We start from the raw sequence: 14389 nt of genomic DNA on the forward strand, positions 1-14389 counted from the left end.
TGTTATATAATTCACATTTTTTGAATTTTTGAAATCTAAATGTTAAAATATTACTTTAAGATTATAGACGAAATCAGTTGTGAAGTCAAGATGTCTTCCATTTCAAAAAGATTTTCTTCTTCAACAAAATTGCTGGCTTTATAAGAAAATAATTTCCAACGTTTTTTGTGATATTCTAATGCTGTTAGATTTTCTACCCAATCTCCTGAGTTTAAATATAAGGTTGATCCGTATTTGTTTTCTTTGGTCATGATTTTTGGTTCATGAATGTGTCCGCAGATTACGTAATCGTAATTTTTTTCGATTGCTAGATCGGTTGCAGTTGTTTCGAAATCAGAAATAAATTTAACTGCTTTTTTAACGCTCGCCTTGATTTTTTTAGAAAATGAATAAGGTTCACGACCTAATTTTGCTAGACACCAATTTGCAAATCGGTTGATTAAAATAAGATAATCATAACCTAATCCGCCTAATTTAGCAATCCATTTTGAGTGCTGAACTGAGGCGTCAAATACGTCTCCATGAAAAATCCACGCTTTTTTGTCGTCTAATTCTAAAACTAATTTATCAACCAAAGCAAAATTTCCCATATTCATATCGCTGAATTTACGAAGTATTTCATCGTGATTTCCAGTAATATAATACACTTTTGTTCCTTTGGAAGCCATTCCGATGATACGCTGAATAACTCGTAAATGTGCTTTTGGAAAGTACGATTTACGAAACTGCCAAGCATCAATTATATCACCATTTAAGACTAAGATTTTTGGTTTAATGCTTGAAAGATAGTTATTTAATTCTTTGGCGTGACTACCGTAAGTTCCCAAATGGACATCAGAAAGAATGACCAATTCGACGTTTCTCTTTTTCAATTTTTCTTGATTTGAAGTTTTACAAATTAATGAAAATCTTGAGAATTTTATTTTATCAAAAGGTTACGAAAAAGAGGATAATTTTACCAAATTGTGATTTTTATTCCGTTTAATGTTTCGTTAATAATACCAGTTTTAAATTTTTTAATTTAATTCATAAAACTTACATTTGCTCAAAACAAAACACAATGGCAGGAAACAGCTTCGGCACACTATATAAAGTAACTACATTTGGAGAATCTCACGGTGAAGCATTAGGCGGAATTATCGATGGATGTCCTTCGGGAATAGAATTGGATTTTGAGGCAATTGAATTGGATATGGCTCGTAGAAAGCCAGGACAATCAGCAATTGTTACACAAAGAAAAGAACCAGATGCAGTTCAGTTTTTATCTGGAATTTTTGAAGGAAAAACAACAGGAACTCCAATCGGATTTATTATTCCAAATACCAATCAGAAGTCAGATGATTACTCTCATATAAAAGACAATTACAGACCAAGTCATGCTGATTATGTTTACGATCAGAAATATGGTTTTCGTGATTATCGCGGTGGCGGAAGAAGTTCTGCAAGAGAAACTGCAAGTAGAGTAGTAGCGGGGGCGATTGCAAAGCAAATGTTGCCAGAGATTAAAATCAATGCTTATGTTTCTTCTGTTGGTCCAATTCATTTAGATACACCTTATCAAGAATTGGATTTTTCTAAAATTGAAAGTAATCCTGTTCGTTGTCCGGATGAAAAATCGGCTGCGATCATGGAAGAATATATTCGTGATATACGCAAACAAGGAGATACTGTTGGAGGTGTTGTAACCTGCGTAATTCAAAATGTTCCAGTTGGTTTGGGAGAACCTGTTTTTGATAAACTTCATGCTGAATTAGGAAAAGCAATGCTTTCTATTAATGCAGTAAAAGGCTTTGAGTACGGAAGTGGTTTTTCTGGATCAGAAATGAAAGGAAGCGAGCACAACGATTTATACAATACTGACGGAACTACAAAAACAAATCTTTCTGGAGGAATTCAAGGTGGAATAAGCAACGGAATGGACATTTATTTCAGAGTAGCTTTTAAACCGGTTGCAACTATCATGCAGACTCAGGATTCACTAGATAATAAAGGAAACATTACACCAATGACAGGAAAAGGACGTCATGATCCGTGTGTAGTGCCTCGCGCAGTGCCAATCGTAGAAGCGATGGCGGCAATTGTTTTGGCTGATTTTTATTTGATCAACAAAACATATTAATAAAAGGTAAGACAGTGAGGGTCTTATATTTTAATAATTAAAAAATAATTTAATGCAAGAAGTTACAGAAACTAAAAAACAATCATTTCTTTCGGGATTAACAGGGCAAATCATAATTGCGATGGTTCTTGGAGCCATTTTAGGAATTATATTGCACAATACCATTTCTCCAGAAGCTGCGCAAGCATTTAGTAGTAAAATCAAAATGCTGGCAACGATTTTTATTCGTTTGGTGCAAATGATTATTTCTCCATTAGTTTTTACCACTTTGGTAGTAGGAATTGCAAAATTAGGAGATATTAAAACCGTTGGAAGAATTGGAGGAAAAGCTATTGGGTGGTTTTTTACAGCTTCATTTATTTCTCTTTTAATCGGATTGTTTTACGTAAATGTTCTGCAGCCAGGTGTTGGTTTAAAACTAGAACATGTTGATATGGCGGCAGCTTCTGAAGTAACTGGTAAAACGCAAAATCTATCTTTTGACAATTTTGTTGAGCATATCGTGCCAAAAAGTATTGTTGAAGCAATGGCTACGAATGAAATCCTTCAGATTGTAGTTTTTTCTATTTTCTTTGGTTTAGCAGCAGCTTCTTTGGGAGATACAGTAAAACCAATTGTAGGTGCTTTTGATAAACTATCGCATATTGTTTTAAAGATGGTAAACTATGTAATGAAGTTCGCTCCAATTGGGGTTTTCGGAGCTATTGCAGGTGTGTTTGCTATACGAGATGCAGAAGAATTAGTTATTACGTACTTTAAATTTTTCGGTTCGTTTTTAATTGGTATTAGTACATTGTGGGCAATTTTAATCTTAGTCGGATATATTTTCCTAAAAGGAAGAATGACAGAATTGTTAAGACGTATTACAGGGCCTTTGGCAATTGCATTTGGTACAACAAGTAGTGAGGCTGTATTTCCGAAATTGACAGAAGAATTGGAAGCATTTGGAGTAAAAGATAAAATAGTATCATTTATGTTGCCTCTTGGTTATTCGTTTAACCTTGATGGAAGTATGATGTATATGACTTTTGCCAGTATTTTTATTGCACAGTTCTACAACGTGCACTTGGATTTAGGAACCCAAATGGCAATGCTTTTAGTTTTAATGTTAACCAGTAAAGGTATTGCAGGTGTGCCTAGAGCAAGTTTGGTTGTAGTTGCCGCAACTTGCGGAATGTTTGATATTCCGATTGAAGGTATCGCTTTGATTTTGCCAATTGATCATTTTTGTGATATGTTCAGAAGTGCTACCAATGTTTTAGGAAATGCATTGGCGACATCTGTGGTAGGGCAATGGGAAGATAGCAAAGAATAAGAAAAAGTAGTGCTGAGATTACAATTTTAATCTTAGTTGTCTAAATAACAATAGAAAAGCTGTATTTTTTTTAGAAATACAGCTTTTTTTTATTTTAAAGTGTATATTTGATCAAATTAGACCGATTGATGCCCCAAAAACGGATTCTTTTATTGCTGCTTTTGTTTCTGAATTGCTTTGCTAATTCGGCTATTGTCGCACAATCTAATTGCAACTCAGATCCCAAGACTGCTAAACTTGTTAAACAGGCACTCCTTTATTTCAGGGAATCTAATTTTGAAAAATCATTAATACTTTCAAGAGCCAGTCTAAATGAGGCTACAATACAAAAAGACAATTGTCTTATTGCACGATCTTATAATATAATTGCAGCTAATTATAATGCAGTTTCAGAATTTGACAAGTCTATTTTTTTCTATGAAAAAAGTTTAGGCTATGCAAATAAAACCACTAATGATTCTCTAAAAGCTAATATCTACAACAATTTAGGGAATATGCATTGCTTTGATAGAGGCGAATTTGATATAGGAATTCGATATTATAAAAAAGCGATTGCTTATTGTCTTAAAACAAACAATTTAAAAGAAGTTTTTTTTACTAATGTAAATATAGCTTGGGCATATTTTGATGTCAAGAATTACGATGAAGGATATCTTTTCTTAAAATATGTAAACAGTAATAGAAAATACGGAGACGAGTCAACCGAAGTTATTGTAGATATGCTTAATGGAATTTACCTTGCTCATAAAGGACGAAATGACGAGGCAAATACCTACTTCTTGAGCGCTATAGAATCAGGGAAAAAGTGTGATGAAAAAACAGATTTGTCCAATGTATATTCAGAATATGCCACTTTTCTAGATAAAATAGGAAAGCATAAAGAAGCTTATCAAGCTTTGAAAAATTATAATGAAATTTCTGCTGAGATTTACAATGAAGGCAAACTTAAAAAGGCTTCTAGTGCTGGTATTAGTTTGGAATTAGACGAATATAAAAGAGAAATTGATAAAATTGAAAACGAGAAAGTTGTACAATCTCAAAGTCTTAAAAAATCGCGAATTATTGTAATTCTTTTTATTCTGATTTCTTTGATTCTCCTTTTCTTAATTGTGACTTTAGTTAAGAATATCAGATATAAGAAAAAACATAATTTAGAGCTTTTAAAAGCTAAAGAAATAGCAGAAGAAGCCTCTTTGCTTAAAACTCAATTTATTTCGACAATTAGCCATGAATTGCGTACTCCCTTGTATGGTGTTGTTGGTATTACGAATATGCTTTTAGAAGAGCATAAGGAAATTTCGAAAAGTCAGCATTTAAGTTCCCTGAAATTTTCGGCGAGATATTTGCTTTCTTTGGTAAATGATATTCTTCAAATTAATAAAATTGAGGAAAATAAAATTGTACTCGAAAATTTTACATTTAATATTCTGGATGAAATTACTGTAATAAAGAATTCGTTGTCTTTTCTTTCGCAGAAAAATAATAATAAAATCTCTGTTGATGTTGATCCGGAAATTCCAGAATACTTAATTGGTGACAAACTTCGGCTAGCTCAAATTTTGATGAACTTGGTTAGTAATGCATTGAAATTTACTAAAGATGGAGAAGTTGAAATAAAAGTGGATTTAGTAAATGTTGAAGGAAAGCTGAATTATTTGAATTTCATGATCAAAGATAATGGAGTTGGTATTGCAGCAGTAGATCAGAGCAAGATTTTTGAGAAATTTGTTCAGGTAGGAAGAAAAGAGGAAGATTATCAAGGAACTGGGTTAGGACTCAGTATTGTTAAGCGATTACTGGGATTATTTGGAAGCACCATTACATTGGATAGTGATCTCGGAAAAGGTACTTCGTTTTCATTTGTAATTGCATTTGAACATGATTTAGCTAAGACCAAAAGCATAATTGACGAAATTGAAGTAGATTTAACTCCAAATGAAGTCTATAAAATTTTAGTTGTCGAGGATAATCTGATAAATCAACTTGTTACTAAGAAAATCATTGAAAAAAACAATTATGTCTGCAAAGTGGTGGATGACGGTTTCGGTGCTCTGAAAATTTTAGAAAACGAAGTGTTTGATTTGATTTTGATGGATATTAATATGCCACTTATGAATGGATTTGAAACTACAAAAAGAATTCGTCTTCTTGGTGTTGAAACTCCAATTGTTGCATTGACTGCTTTCGATAAAGATGAAATTACTGATGAAGCTATTTCGTCTGGTATGAATGATATTATAATTAAACCTTTTGAACCGGTAAAATTATTTAAGATAATTAATTTCCTTATAAACGAAAAAAACGCTGTTTAGTACCAGCGTTTTTTGTTTTTCTTAGAAGAATTTGACTTTCTCGATTTGTGAGCTCCACCGCTTCTATTTGAATTTTTAGGCTTTTCTCCAGCTTCTGGACTTCCAGAATGCCATTGATACGGATGGTCTGCAATCGTTTTTACGTCGACTTTTATCAGTTTCTGAATGTCTTTCCAATAAGGAAGTTCATCTTTTCCGCAAAAAGAAATTGCAATTCCGCCATTTCCTGCTCGACCTGTACGACCAATTCGGTGTACATAAGTTTCGGGAATATTGGGTAAATCAAAATTGATTACATAAGGCAATTGTTCAATATCAATTCCTCGTGCTGCAATATCTGTTGCAACTAAAACACCAACTTCTTTGTTTTTGAATGCATCTAAAACACGTTGTCTCGCATTTTGAGATTTGTCTCCGTGAATGGCTTCAGCAGGAATGTCTTTTTTGCGAAGTGCTTTTACAACATTGTCAGCGCCATGTTTTGTTCTCGAAAAAACAAGTACGTTTGATAAATTTTGTTCTTTAATTAAAGTGTATAATAAATTTCTCTTTTCAGTTTTGTCAACAAAATAAATGCGTTGTTCTACATTTTCAGCTGTTGAAGAAACAGGAGAAACTTCTACTTTTTCTGGATCTTGAAGAAACATTTCTGCAAGTTCGCGAATTGCAATTGGCATTGTTGCTGAGAAAAGTAGTGTCTGTCTGTTTTTGGGAGTCAGTTTTACGATTTTTTTGACATCGTTTATAAAACCCATGTCCAGCATTTGATCGGCCTCATCCAATACTAAAGTGTGCAGATGATTTAAATCAAGAAAACCTTGTTTATGAAGGTCAAGCAAACGTCCTGGAGTCGCAACTAGAATATCAACGCCATTTTTTAAAGCATCAACCTGAGGATTCTGAGAAACACCTCCAAAAATAGTCAGTTGGGTTAAATTGGTGTATTTTGCATAAGTATCAAAACTTTGCCCAATTTGTACAGCAAGTTCACGAGTAGGAGTAACTACAAGTGCACGAATTACTTTTGCTTTTTTTGATGAGCCCACAATTCGGTGTAATTGATGTATAATTGGAATAGCAAATGCCGCTGTTTTTCCTGTTCCTGTCTGCGCGCAGCCAATCAAATCACGACCTTCTAAGACGACAGGAATTGATTTTTCCTGAATAGGGGTCGGATTCAAATAGCCTTCTTCAAATACGGCTTTTTGTATACTTTTTGAAAGTGATAAATCTTCGAATAACATATCTTATTTGTTAAGTATTTCAGTTTAATGTACTAAAATGCTGTGCAAAGATAGGTTTATTCAGCCAATCGTTTGTTTGAATTTGCTTTTATTTGGCAAACGCGCTTCGTATTAGGATACAAAAAGAGATGTAAATCTAATCTGGTTCTATGTTTGCTTTTATAAAATCGGTTACCAAATATCCGATTAATTTACCAATTAAATTGTTGTTTGGAGCATTGTCTAAATCAGGAGCGCCTTCGCAAATATGTAGATACGTTGCATTTTTGTGCTCTCCAAAGAAAGAAACAAATTGTCTGAGTTCTTCGACAGAAAAACCGCTTATTGTCATAGCACTGCTGGCGATATTTGGAATAGCATCTAAATCAATTTCAATTCCGAACGCGTCATTTTTTATAAAATCCAAAGCTGTAATCATTTCACGATTAAAGTCTTTTTCTCTTCTGATGTTAACGCTGTCGTATGTGTTATATCGAACTCGGTCTTCCAGTTTTTTTATAATATCTAAAACACTTTTTGAGGTATAGTTTTCGTGAAGTCCAAAAATGAAATATTTTTTCAAAAATCCTTCTTCATAGGCGTATGAAAATCCGTTTCCGCTATGACGTCCTTCGAGAATCCTAAAATCAGAGTGAGCATCAAAATTAATAGCATTTACTGGTTTTCCTTTCGCTAAAGCGGCACCTTTAATATTGCCGTATGCGTTATTATGACCTCCACCAATAATAATTGGTGTTTTTCCCGCTTTAATAATGGTAAATATAATATGAGATACCTCTTTGTCTATTTTTTCAACAAGCTGACTTAATTTAGAACGATCATCAATGTCGTTAAAATCTAAATTTTCAACCTGACGCATTTCATCAGCAACATTAATATGTCCTAAAATAATAATATTACTTCCTTTAGAAAATCTATTATGCTGAATGTTTGCAATGCTTTTAATGGCAGATTGCCACGCAGAAGCAGCACCTGGTCTTCCGTAGTTGGCGCGTATACCAATATCTTCAGGAATTCCTAAAAGTACATATTTAGCTTCACTTTGTTTTAGAAAATCAACCTTGTCAGCTCCAGGTGGAATGACAATCATTTTTTCTCCGAACTTTATTTCACCACTTCGATGATTTGTGATTTTTGCTAAATCATTTATAGTGAATGGGGTTAATTTCTCCATGAAAAAAATTTATTTTCCAAAAATAATATAATTGTACTAACTTACGTTATTACCTTATATTAATTCTTAAATTTGTTATTAAAGAAAATTTTTTAAATATGGAAAACCCAAAGAACAACAATTCAAGTCTAAAAGCGATAATCGCAGTTTTAGCAGTCCTACTGATTGGTAGCTTAGTGTATATTTTTAAATTATCTTCTGATTCAGAAGTAGTTAAAACAGAACTTACAACATCAATGACAGAAAAAGAGTCTGTTATGAAAGATTTACAGGAATTAAAAGCAACTTATGATGCTGCAATTGCTGAAAATACTTCAATGTCTGATGAGTTAATCCAAGAGAGGGATAAAGTAGTTGCTTTAATGGATGATTTAAACAAATCTAAAGGAGATGTTTCTAAATACAAATCTCAAGTTCAGGCTATGCAAAGTAAAATGAAAACTTTGGTTGCTGAAAACGATGAGTTGAAAAAACAAAATGGTGTTTTAACAACTCAAAGAGATAGTACAATCGTAGTTCTAGGAGAATCTAAAAAGTTTAATGAAGTTCTTGTTGGTCAAAACGAAGAATTATCTAAAACTGTAGAAAGAGGTTCTAAATTATCTATCTTAAATACAAAAACTGCAGCTTACAAATTGAGAAGCTCAGGAAAACAAATTGAAACAGATAAAGCAAGTCGTGCTGATATCTTAAAAATTAGTTTTACAATCGCTGAAAACCAAATTGCAAAATCTGGTGATAAAACATATTATGTTCAGGTAATTGATGCTAAAAACAATGTTTTAGGTGAAAAGAAAACAGAAAGCTTTGGAGATAACTCTTTAACGTACAGTTTCAAAACTACTGTGAAATATGAGAACAAAAGCGTAAACGTTACTGAAGATCTTCCAGGAAAAGATTTCGCAAAAGGAACATACTTTATCAATGTTTTTGATAATGATGAATTGGTTTCTAAAACTAGTTTCAGCTTAAGATAATTTAGCCTAAAGGATAAAATACCACTTTGATATTAAAGGTCTGTGCATTTTCACAGACCTTTTTTTATGGAGTAAAGTTTGGTGAAATTTTTATTTTAATCTGTTTAAATCTGTATGAAACAGTTGTATATAGATTTTTCACGCAGATTTAAACAGATTTGAGCAGGTTAAATTTGATTTTAATTATTTGAATCGAATTATTTTTTATTTCGACAACCGATTTATTTTAGAATTTTGCCTTCTATAAAAACAGATTCGATAAGATTGCTTCCAAAAGCATAAGGAATTTGATAATAAGAAGAAATGGGTTTTGTAAGGATTAAATTGGCTTTTTTACCTTTTGTAATACTTCCATGTGTTTCTGAAAGTCCCATTGCGTATGCGCCGTTTATTGTGGCGGCATTAATAGCTTCTTCGGGTGTCATTTTCATTTTGATACAAGCCGTTGCTACAACAAAATTCATATTTCCAGATGGAGTAGAGCCAGGATTGAAATCTGTTGCTAATGCTAATGGTAATCCTGCTTTTATCATTTCGCGCGCTGGTGTGTACGGAATACTTAGAAAATATGAACAAGAGGGTAAAGCAACTGGCATTGTTTCTGTTTCTTTTAAAGCTTGAATATCTTCTGGATTCATAACTTCAAGATGATCTACAGAAAGTGCCTTAAATTTAACTCCAGCCTGAATTCCTCCAATAGAATTAAATTGATTCACGTGGATTTTTGGCTTTAAGCCGAATTCAATTCCAGTCTGCATTATCTTTTCAGTTTCTTCTACAGAAAAATAACCACTTTCACAGAAAACATCTATATAATCGGCTAGTTTATTTTTAGCTATTTCCGGAATCATCTTAGTGATGATTTCATCAATATAGCCATCTTTGTTTTCTTTATAATGAGTTGGGAAAGCATGAGCGCCCAAAAAAGTAGCCTTGATAGAAATTGGATAGTTTTCTGCTAGTTTTTTAATCACTCGGAGCATTTTTAGTTCACCTTCAATCGTTAATCCGTAACCCGATTTTATTTCGACGGCGCCTGTTCCTAAATGCATTACTTCTTCTAAACGAATTTTCGACTGATTGTAAAGTTCTTCTTCAGAAGTTTCATTTAGTTTTTTAGCCGAATTTAAAATTCCACCACCACGATTTGCAATTTCTTCATAAGAAAGTCCGTTGATTCGGTCTACAAATTCCTGTTCACGATTACCTGCATACACAATATGGGTGTGGCTGTCACACCAAGATGGAAGAACAACTTTTCCTTTCGCGTCAATAACGGTGTCGGCATTTATTTTTGGAAGGTTTTCCATTGAGCCGAAATCTTCAATTAAATTGTCTTTTAATATTAAAAAAGCATTTTTAATTGTTGGAAGATTGGCCATTTCGGAACCTGAAACTTTATTGATGGGAGTTTCTCGAACTTGTAATAACTCTTGTATGTTTGTGATTAAAGTGATCATTTTAACGAATTGTTATAAAACACAAATTTCACAAATTATCACTAATAATTAGTGTAATCTGTGAAATTGTGTTTTGATTTTTTCTATTCTAATTATTCTGTAATGCTTATTTCAAACATTTTTTCCCAGTACTTCCCAGTAACGAAAATGGTTTTAGTTTGTGGATTATAAGCTATTCCGTTTAAAACTTCCGCATTTTTAGCTTTAACGAATTTGCGTAAGCCGGAAAGATTTATAATTCCTTCAACTGCACCAGAAGTTGGATTAACAACTGCAATTGCATCTTTTTGCCAAACATTTGCGTAGAATTTTCCGTTGATTAATTCTAATTCGTTGATAGCTTTAATTTTTGAAGTTCCAGAATAAACATTGATGTAGTCAATTAATTTCTGAGTAGATGGGTCCATCTTCCAGATTTTTTCTGTTCCGTCAGAGTGGTAGATGTATTTGTCATCGTGTGTCATTCCCCAACCCTCGATGTCTTTGTCGTATTTAAACGTTTTTTCAAGCTTGAAAGTTTTGGCATCATAGATAAAGCCAGTTTTTTCCTGCCATGATAATTGGTATATTTTATCATTGAAGAAGGTAATTCCTTCACCAAAATATTCTTTCGGAAGATCAACTTGTTTGATTACTTTTCCTGTCTTGTAATCTACTTCTCTAAAATAAGAATCTTCTTTTTGTCCTGTACTTTCAAAAAGTCTTCCTTGATAGAATTCTAGGCCTTCAGTAAAAGCAGTAGAATCATGTGCAAAAGTATTTACGATTTTATAATTTAATAATTTAGGTTCAACATCAGAAACAACCTCAATTCTTTTAGTCGCATCAGAAGAATCTCCTCCAAAATAAACAGTAGCTTTCAGGTATTGATAGCCTAATTTTTGATCTATTAATTCAAATCTAAATTCTTCAGCACCTTTTTTACTTCCCACTCTTTTATCGTTGATGAAGTAAGCAACGCTGTCGATTTCTTTCGATTTTGGGTTTAAAATTCCGATAGTAAGCGCTTCTTTTTGGGTAAAATGAGCCGGAAAAGCAGATTCATCGATAGTAAATAAAGAATTTTCAGCTTTATTTTTTTCTCCACATCCAACAAATGCGATTCCTAATAAAATGACAGCTAGGAAGTTATATTTTTTCATAGTTTAAAATTTGAATAAGGCAATATACGACGATATTTTTATAGCAACAAAGGTCTTGCAAAAATATAAAAAGGTTGTATATTTGCACCGGCAAGTCCTACACGACCAGCTCCTGCAGACTCCCCCAGGATGGGAACATAGCAAGGGTACGTGGTTGAGCGGTGCGATGTAGGTCGCTTGCCATTTTTTTTAGAATTTAATTAGTTTTGTAATCTTCCTTTCAGGAGGATTTTTTTATTTTTGGACCTTTCAGAGTTTGAAGCAATAGGTTGTAGGTTAAACTTGCAACGTCAAATTCTGCTCAATAGATAATCGCATTTAACTTATAACATTTAATATCTAACTTAGAAATGAGCAAAGTCGTTTTAATTACCGGAGGATCATCAGGAATCGGAAAATCTATTGGTGAATTCCTGCATCAGAAAGGTTTCGTGGTTTACGGAACAAGCAGAAATCCTGAGAAAGTGTTAAATTCAGTTTTTCCTTTGGTTGCTTTAGATGTCCGCAGTTCTGAATCTATTAAAACAGCGGTAAACAAAATTATTGCGACTTCGGGAAGATTAGATATCGTAATTAATAACGCTGGAGTTGGAATTACAGGACCTTTGGAAGAAATTCCAACAGAAGAAATCAGAAACAATTTTGAAACGAATTTTTTTGGTCCAATTGAAGTTATGAAGGCGGCGTTGCCACAAATGCGTAAACAGAATTCTGGACTTATTATTAATATCACATCGATTGCTGGTTATATGGGGCTTCCATACAGAAGTGTTTATTCTGCCTCGAAAGGAGCTTTAGAATTAATTACTGAAGCTTTGAGAATGGAAGTTAAAGCTTTTGGTGTCGAAATTACGAATGTTGCGCCTGGAGATTTTGCAACTAATATTGCAGCTGGACGTTATCATGCGCCAGTAATTAAAGATTCTGCTTATGAAAAGGTTTATGGAGAAGTTTTGGCAACCATGAATGATCATGTTGATGCTGGAAGTAATCCGAATGAAATGGCAGAAGCAGTTTATAAAATCATTCAGACTAAAAAACCAAACGTACATTATAAAGTTGGTGCTTTTATGCAGAAGTTTTCAATTGTCTTGAAACGTGCCCTTCCGGATAAAATGTATGAGAAAATGTTGATGAATCACTACAAGTTGTAGAAAAATGTAAAAAACACACTTATTTATAACATATAATTTCAAATTGGTTTTGATTTTGAAAACGTTATTGATATTGATTTTGTAATTTTGCAGCTGGATTTTCTTCAAATGTTTTATTTAAAGAAAATTTACAAAAATATAAATACGAACAAACCATTTTTAATTAAACAAATAATTATGAAATTTTTTATAGACACAGCTAATTTAGCTCAAATTAAAGAAGCACAAGCTTTAGGTGTTTTAGACGGTGTAACAACAAATCCATCTTTGATGGCAAAAGAAGGAATCACTGGAAAAGATAACATTTTGAAGCATTATGTTGACATTTGCAATCTTGTTGAAGGTGATGTAAGTGCTGAAGTTAATGCATTAGACTTTGACGGAATGGTTAAAGAAGGTGAGGAGTTGGCTGAATTACACGATCAAATTGTTGTAAAACTTCCGATGACTAAAGAAGGTGTTATGGCAGCAAAATATTTTTCTGACAAAGGAATTAAAACGAACGTAACTCTTGTTTTTTCTGTAGGACAAGCGATTTTGGCTGCTAAAGCTGGCGCAACTTATGTTTCTCCATTTGTTGGTCGTTTAGATGATGTTTCTACTGACGGATTAAACTTGATCCAGGAAATTAGAGAGGTTTATGATAACTATGGTTACGAAACTCAAATTTTAGCAGCTTCAGTACGCCATACAATGCACATTGTTAATTGTGCTAAAATTGGTGCTGATGTTATGACTGGACCACTTTCTGCAATTTATGGATTATTGAAACACCCATTAACTGATATCGGTTTAGCTCAATTCGTTGCTGACTTCGAGAAAGGAAACAAGTAATATTTAGATACTTATAAATTAAAATCGTCTTTTTTCTAACGAGCAAGGACGATTTTTTTTACTTTTATATTGAATCTTAAATAGTTGAATATGAAAGTTATACTAATGCTATTGTCTTTTTTTGTAACAAGTTTTTCTGTAAATGCACAGGCTGCTAAAATTATTACTTCGGTAAATGATGCGGGAGATGTTGCAACTTATGAATTGGATTGTTCGGTTAAATTTCAAACTCTTGCCAAAGGTCTTCGTTATAATATCACAAGGCATGAATTTAAAGGTCCGGAGTTGAAAAATTCTTATCGATTGATGTTGGTAATGGATGGTTTTTATTCTAAAACTCAAAATAAAGAGATGACTATTTCTGCTGTGTTAAGTGACGGAACTGTTCTTGAAGCAAGAAAGATTATTGAAGACGATGGTTTTTTTGACGGAGCATGTACGTTGAAAATTAAAGACCCACAAGGTCTTTTAAAAGAAGATATTGATAAAGTGATTGTTCATGCTGATAAAGATGTCGTTTACTCTATAACAGCTCAAAACAAGGCAGTTTTCAAAAAGAATTTAAGTAATATTATTAATGCGAAATAAAGGGCTCAAAGGCCGAGAGTTACAAAGGTTCAAAGTTTATTCCCTTCTGAAATAAAAAAAATCCAAATTC

At 33.0% G+C, this 14389-nt stretch carries 12 protein-coding genes and 1 other RNA gene; 8 read left to right on the plus strand and 5 right to left on the minus strand.

Annotation, left to right across the window (positions count from 1 at the left end; genetic code table 11):
- Positions 1–50: 50 nt before the first annotated feature.
- Entirely contained in the window at positions 51–872 is an 822-nt protein-coding gene (locus K6T82_RS02655) for a UDP-2,3-diacylglucosamine diphosphatase (RefSeq protein ID WP_223704460.1), read from the minus strand.
- Between the two features lie 188 nt (positions 873–1060).
- On the opposite strand from K6T82_RS02655, the gene aroC reads away from it, so the two are divergent.
- The 3 genes from aroC (at position 1061) to K6T82_RS02670 (ending at position 5746) form a co-directional block, all read left to right on the plus strand.
- Positions 1061–2119: a chorismate synthase gene (aroC, locus tag K6T82_RS02660; protein ID WP_223704461.1), complete on the plus strand. Its 1059-nt coding sequence runs from the start codon at positions 1061–1063 to the stop codon at positions 2117–2119.
- Between the two features lie 52 nt (positions 2120–2171).
- Positions 2172–3434: a dicarboxylate/amino acid:cation symporter gene (locus K6T82_RS02665; protein ID WP_223704462.1), complete on the plus strand. Its 1263-nt coding sequence runs from the start codon at positions 2172–2174 to the stop codon at positions 3432–3434.
- 128 nt (positions 3435–3562) lie between these two features.
- Positions 3563–5746, plus strand: coding sequence for a response regulator (locus tag K6T82_RS02670; protein ID WP_223704463.1), 2184 nt, complete (start codon positions 3563–3565; stop codon positions 5744–5746).
- Here the strand turns inward: K6T82_RS02670 and K6T82_RS02675 are convergent.
- Together K6T82_RS02675 and K6T82_RS02680 are read right to left on the minus strand one after the other, a co-directional pair.
- The gene (locus K6T82_RS02675; protein WP_223704464.1) at positions 5743–6990 is read right to left on the minus strand and encodes a DEAD/DEAH box helicase; all 1248 of its coding nucleotides are present in this window, start codon (positions 6988–6990) and stop codon (positions 5743–5745) included. The genes K6T82_RS02670 and K6T82_RS02675 overlap by 4 nt on opposite strands.
- 136 nt (positions 6991–7126) lie before the next feature.
- Positions 7127–8164 (minus strand): formimidoylglutamase, encoded by a 1038-nt coding sequence (locus K6T82_RS02680; RefSeq protein ID WP_223704465.1) that lies wholly within the window; start codon positions 8162–8164, stop codon positions 7127–7129.
- Between the two features lie 98 nt (positions 8165–8262).
- Between K6T82_RS02680 and K6T82_RS02685 the strand changes: the two genes are divergently transcribed.
- Positions 8263–9141: a hypothetical protein gene (locus K6T82_RS02685; protein WP_223704466.1), complete on the plus strand. Its 879-nt coding sequence runs from the start codon at positions 8263–8265 to the stop codon at positions 9139–9141.
- A 221-nt stretch (positions 9142–9362) separates the two neighbouring features.
- Here K6T82_RS02685 and hutI read toward each other — a convergent pair whose 3' ends face one another.
- Complete coding sequence (hutI, locus tag K6T82_RS02690; protein ID WP_223704467.1) at positions 9363–10601, minus strand: imidazolonepropionase; 1239 nt, start codon at positions 10599–10601, stop codon at positions 9363–9365.
- A gap of 92 nt (positions 10602–10693) precedes the next feature.
- Positions 10694–11743, minus strand: a complete 1050-nt coding sequence (locus K6T82_RS02695) for a glutaminyl-peptide cyclotransferase (RefSeq protein ID WP_223704468.1) — start codon at positions 11741–11743, stop codon at positions 10694–10696.
- Between the two features lie 88 nt (positions 11744–11831).
- Here K6T82_RS02695 and ffs point away from each other — a divergent pair.
- The 4 genes from ffs to K6T82_RS02715 all read left to right on the plus strand — a co-directional run bounded on the left by ffs (position 11832) and on the right by K6T82_RS02715 (position 14319).
- Positions 11832–11929: signal recognition particle sRNA small type (gene ffs, locus K6T82_RS02700), an RNA gene on the plus strand.
- Between the two features lie 164 nt (positions 11930–12093).
- Complete coding sequence (locus K6T82_RS02705) at positions 12094–12897, plus strand: SDR family oxidoreductase (RefSeq protein ID WP_223704469.1); 804 nt, start codon at positions 12094–12096, stop codon at positions 12895–12897.
- 177 nt (positions 12898–13074) lie between these two features.
- Positions 13075–13731, plus strand: a complete 657-nt coding sequence (gene fsa / locus K6T82_RS02710) for a fructose-6-phosphate aldolase (protein ID WP_223704470.1) — start codon at positions 13075–13077, stop codon at positions 13729–13731.
- Between the two features lie 90 nt (positions 13732–13821).
- Positions 13822–14319: a hypothetical protein gene (locus K6T82_RS02715; protein ID WP_223704471.1), complete on the plus strand. Its 498-nt coding sequence runs from the start codon at positions 13822–13824 to the stop codon at positions 14317–14319.
- The last annotated feature ends 70 nt before the right edge of the window (positions 14320–14389 follow it).

The organism is Flavobacterium potami (assembly GCF_020026915.1).
Lineage (GTDB): Bacteria > Bacteroidota > Bacteroidia > Flavobacteriales > Flavobacteriaceae > Flavobacterium > Flavobacterium potami.